This is a genomic window from Promicromonospora kroppenstedtii DSM 19349, from assembly GCF_000515355.1.
In the GTDB taxonomy this organism is placed as follows: domain Bacteria; phylum Actinomycetota; class Actinomycetes; order Actinomycetales; family Cellulomonadaceae; genus Promicromonospora; species Promicromonospora kroppenstedtii.
Genome location: NZ_KI911731.1, coordinates 7,075 through 11,531, shown reverse-complemented (window position 1 = coordinate 11,531; position 4,457 = coordinate 7,075). Strand labels below are relative to the sequence as shown.

The window sequence follows — 4,457 nt, the reverse complement described above, 5'->3', positions numbered from 1 at the left end:
CCCGAGCAGGTGCACGCGGGCGGCGAGGTCGTGGGCGGCGGTCGCGTCGTCGTCGCGCATGGCCGCGAGGATCTTGCGGAGCGCCGTCGACCCCGCCGGCGCGAACGGCGTACCGGCCAGGCCGCCCAGCGCCACCGCGACGGAGACCGCCTCGGCAGGGCTGAAGTTGACCGGCGGGAGCGTCCTGGCCCGGTCGAGGCAGTAACCCCCGGTGCGGCCCGGCTCCGCCCAGACCGGAACCCCGGTCTGCTGCAGCGCGCCGATGTCGCGCTCGATGGTGCGGCGGCTGACCTCGAACCGGTCCGCGAGCCAGGACGCGCTCCGCGGGCGCGGGGCCACGGCTCGCAGCTCCTCGACGATCGCGTAGAGGCGGTCGGTCCGGTTCACCCGGTGAGCCTACGCGGCCGGAGGAAGACGCACTTCCCAACCCAACGATTATCGATTAGCCTCCCTGAGACGTCACTCCCTAGCCGTACCGCACACGTCGTGGGTCACGCACAGCAGCGTCCCGCGGCACCCCCGAGAGGATCAACGATGATCAAGCACCGCAACCTCGCGAGCGTGGGCACGCTCACGGTGGCCGCCCTCGCCCTGACCGGCTGCGCCGGGGACAGCGGCGACAGCGCCGGCGGCACCACCGAGCTGAGCCTGCTCGTCAACGTCACGCCCAACCTCACCGAGGAGTTCTGGAACGACCTCGTCGCACCGTTCGAGGAGGCCAACCCCGGGATCGACGTCGTCGTGCAGAACCCGGGCGCCGAGGGTGTGGCGGCCGCGCTCCCCCGGCTGCTGACCGCGGGCGACGCGCCCGACGTCGTGCAGTCGCTGCCGCCCTCGGTCGACCTGGCGCCCGAGCTGGTGGACCTGTCGCAGTACGACTGGGCCACGAGCGGCCCGCTCGCCGACCAGTACTCGATCGACGGCAAGTACTACATGGCGGGCATCGGCTTCCAGCTGCAGAGCCTGTGGTTCTACAACAAGACCGCCTTCGAGGAGGCGGGGATCACTCAGGCGCCCGCGACCGTCGAGGAGCTCACCGCCGCGCTCGGCAAGCTGAAGGACGCGGGCTGGACGCCGATCCAGACCGGCGGCGACTGGATGACCAGCCACTCGCTGCAGACCCTGGGCCTGCCCACGGTCGTGGGTGAGGACCCGGACTGGTTCGCGCGCATGAGCGCCGGCGAGGCGACCTTCGCCGAGACGTACGGCCCGGCCGTGGAGACGTACGCGGGCTGGGTGGCCGACGGCTACGTGCCCAAGGACGCCCTGGGCATCAAGTATCCCGACGCCGAGCAGGCCTTCCTGTCCGGCAAGAGCGCGATCTACCCGATGGGCAGCTGGTTCGCCGGCACCGAGGCCAAGGCCGAGGAGAAGGCCGAGATCGGCGTCTTCGCCGCCCCCGCGGCCGACGGCGTCGCGACCCCCGCGATGGGCGCCAACATCGCCAGCCCGTACTCGATCCTGAAGACCAGCGAGGACACGGACGCGGCGGCCAAGCTCGTCGAGTTCCTGGTGACCGACCAGACCGCGGTGGCCGACCAGCTCGAGGTCGACGGCAACTTCCGCGACGGCTACGAGTACGAGATGGACGAGCTGGGCCAGGAGCTGCAGCAGATCGTGGCCGACACCCCCGCCGAGGCCTACACCCCGACCGGCCAGGGCTACGGCGAGCGCACCCTGCCCACCGGCTACTCCGACGAGATCAACGCCCAGACCCAGGCCCTCATCGGCGGCACCGACGCCGCCGACGTCGAGAAGGCCATGGACGACTGGTTCGCCGCGACCATCGGCTGACCCCCGCTAGCTGACAGGTGACCGACATGGCAGACACGCTCACCGTCGTGCCGCACCCCCGCCGCCGCCCGGCGGCGCGGGTGTGGCGCGACCGCCTCCCCGGGATCGTCATGGGCGGCCCCGCCGTCCTGGTGTTCCTGGCGATGTTCATCGTCCCGATGTTCCTCGCGTTCGTGCTGAGCCTGACCGACTGGAACGGCTACAGCCTGAACTTCACGTTCATCGGGCTCGACAACTACGCCGAGGCGTTCCGCAACCCCCGCACGGTCGACGCCGCGATCTTCACCGCCGTCGTGGCGTTCTTCGGCACGGTGCTGTGCAACGGCGTCGGGCTCACGATCGCGGCCCTCATCTCGGGCTCCGGCCGGGCGAACACGCTGATGCGCACGATCTTCTTCTACCCGTACATCATCAGCGCGCTGATCATCGGGTTCCTCTGGTCGGCCATGCTGGCGCCGGAGGGCGCCGTCAACGGCCTGCTCGGTCACCTCGGCGCGCCGCCGGTCCCGTTCCTCACGGAGGTCGTGTTCGCCAAGGCGAGCGTGATCCTCACGATCGTGTGGTCGCACTTCGGCTTCAACATGATCCTGTTCCTGGCCGGCATCAAGTCCGTGCCACCCGAGTACTACGAGGCCGCCACCGTGGACGGCGCCTCGAAGTGGCAGCAGTTCCGCAACGTGACGCTGCCGCTGATCGCCCCCGTGTTCACCGTGAACCTGGTGCTCACGCTCGTGGGGCTGCTCAAGGTGTACGACATCGTGCTGGCCCTGACCGACGGCGGCCCCGCCGGGTCCACCCAGACGATCGTCTACCAGATCCTGCGGGACTCGTTCGCGCAGTCCGAGCTCGGGTTCGGCGCGGCGCAGTCCGTGATCCTGCTGCTGGTCACGGCCGTGCTCGGCCTCGCGGTGACGTTCGCCCGGCGCGGCGCGGAGCAGAAGGTGGCCGACTGATGCGCAGATACCCGACCCCACGGCGCCGGCTGCGTGCCCCCGGCGTGGGCACCGTGCTCAAGTGGGCGCTGCTCGGCGCGGCCGCCCTGGTCATGCTCGTGCCGCTCTACATCATGGTGATCAACGCCTTCAAGCCGCAGGAGGCGATCATCTCCTCGCCCCTGGCGATCGGTCCCGACACGTTCAGCCTGGAGTACCTGCAGGCCGCGCTGACCAGCGAGAAGTTCAACGTGGTGCGCGCGTACGGTGTCACGCTGCTGTTCGTGGCGCTGGTCAACGTGTTCGGCATCGCGCTGGCCGCGCCGGTGGCGTACGTGATCGCGCGCGGCCGGTCCAAGTGGCACCTGGGGCTGCTGCTCCTGTTCGTCTCCGGGCTGTTCATCCCGGGCCAGGTGACGCTGATCCCCGTCGTGTTCGTGCTGCGCGTGCTGGGCCTGATCAACACGATCCCCGGCTTCATCCTGTTCGAGACGGCAGCCACGCTGCCGGTCACGATCTTCCTGTTCGCCGCCTACCTGCGCACCGTGCCGCGGGACATCGACGAGGCCGCCGCGCTGGACGGCGCGGGCAAGATCCGGGCTTTCTGGGCCTGCATCTTCCCGATCATGCGGCCCGTGGTGGCCACGATCGTGGTGCTCAACTCGATCAGCGTCTGGAACGACTTCGTGAGCCCGCAGATCATCCTGGGCCCCGGCTCCGGCATCTACACGGTGACCACCGGCGTGTACGCGGCGGTCGGCGAGTTCTCGACGGACTACACCACGGTCTTCCCCACGCTGCTGCTCGCGGTGACCCCCGCGATCCTGTTCTTCGTCCTCATGCAGCGGCACATCATCGGCGGCCTGGTCGCCGGGGCGACGAAGGGCTGAGGCGATGCGGATCCCCACGACCCCCTTGACCGAGGTGCCCGCCTGGGCGGTGCTCGAACGACGCCTGTTCGACGCGACCGAGGAGGCCTGGCGCCTGTTCGAGTCGCGCTACTGCGGCCCTGACGGCCGCATCCTGCACGCGGGCGGGTTCGAGCACCGCGACGGCGTGGACGACCTCTACGAGCCGTTCTTCAACTGGCCGGCCTTCTACGCCCTGGGCGGCAGCGACGACGTGCTCGACGCCGCCAAGCAACACTTCGAGGGCGTGACCGCGCAGCTCACCGAAGCGGGCATGCTCACCGGCGGGTACGAGAACGGGTACGACTGGTTCCACCAGGGCGAGTCGCTCCTCTTCTTCTACGGCCTGTGCGCCGCCGACCCGGGCGACGAGCGGTTCGCCGAGCGCGCCCGGCGGTTCGCCCGGCTGTACACCGACCCGGCCCACGGCAACTACGACCCGGCACGCAACATCGTCACCGCGCCGCACAACGGGGCCCGCGGGCCGCTGCCCGGCCTGGGCCCCGAGTGGCTCACCTATCCGGCCTCGCTCGACTACATGGCGGCCTACGGCCTCCCGCTGCACGGGCTGCCGGGCATCACGCGCTGGTCCGACCTGGAGGACCCCGCCAAGGCCCAGCTCATGGGCGACGAGATGCAGCGTCGCGCCGCAGGCGACACCGCCGTCAACCTCGCGGCCACGTCCCTGGTCACCAACGCCTGGCTGTACGACGGCGACCCCGCGTCGGCCGAGTGGGTGGCGCAGTACGTCGGCGGCTGGCGCGAGCGGGCCGCCGCGGCGGGCGGGCTCATGCCCGACAACGTGGCGCCCGACGGCGCCGTC

The 4,457-nt window shown here is 70.6% G+C and carries 5 protein-coding genes; 4 read left to right on the top strand and 1 reads right to left on the bottom strand.

Features of this window, described 5'->3' with window-relative positions; all coding sequences use genetic code 11:
• On the bottom strand, window positions 1–387 hold a 387-nt coding region (locus PROKR_RS21840), incomplete at its 3' end, for a helix-turn-helix transcriptional regulator (RefSeq protein ID WP_036967406.1).
• 147 nt (window positions 388–534) lie between these two features.
• Between PROKR_RS21840 and PROKR_RS21835 the strand changes: the two genes are divergently transcribed.
• From PROKR_RS21835 to PROKR_RS21820, 4 genes are all read left to right on the top strand, one after another.
• On the top strand, window positions 535–1,794 hold the full coding sequence (locus PROKR_RS21835) for an ABC transporter substrate-binding protein (protein ID WP_036967403.1): 1,260 nt from the start codon (window positions 535–537) through the stop codon (window positions 1,792–1,794).
• 26 nt (window positions 1,795–1,820) lie between these two features.
• Complete coding sequence (locus PROKR_RS21830; protein WP_051433232.1) at window positions 1,821–2,747, top strand: carbohydrate ABC transporter permease; 927 nt, start codon at window positions 1,821–1,823, stop codon at window positions 2,745–2,747.
• Window positions 2,747–3,616, top strand: a complete 870-nt coding sequence (locus PROKR_RS21825) for a carbohydrate ABC transporter permease (RefSeq protein WP_051433231.1) — start codon at window positions 2,747–2,749, stop codon at window positions 3,614–3,616. The genes PROKR_RS21830 and PROKR_RS21825 overlap by 1 nt, the downstream gene beginning before the upstream one ends.
• 4 nt (window positions 3,617–3,620) lie before the next feature.
• Window positions 3,621–4,457 (top strand): DUF8034 domain-containing protein (locus tag PROKR_RS21820; protein ID WP_036967401.1); only part of this gene is annotated, 837 nt, incomplete at its 3' end.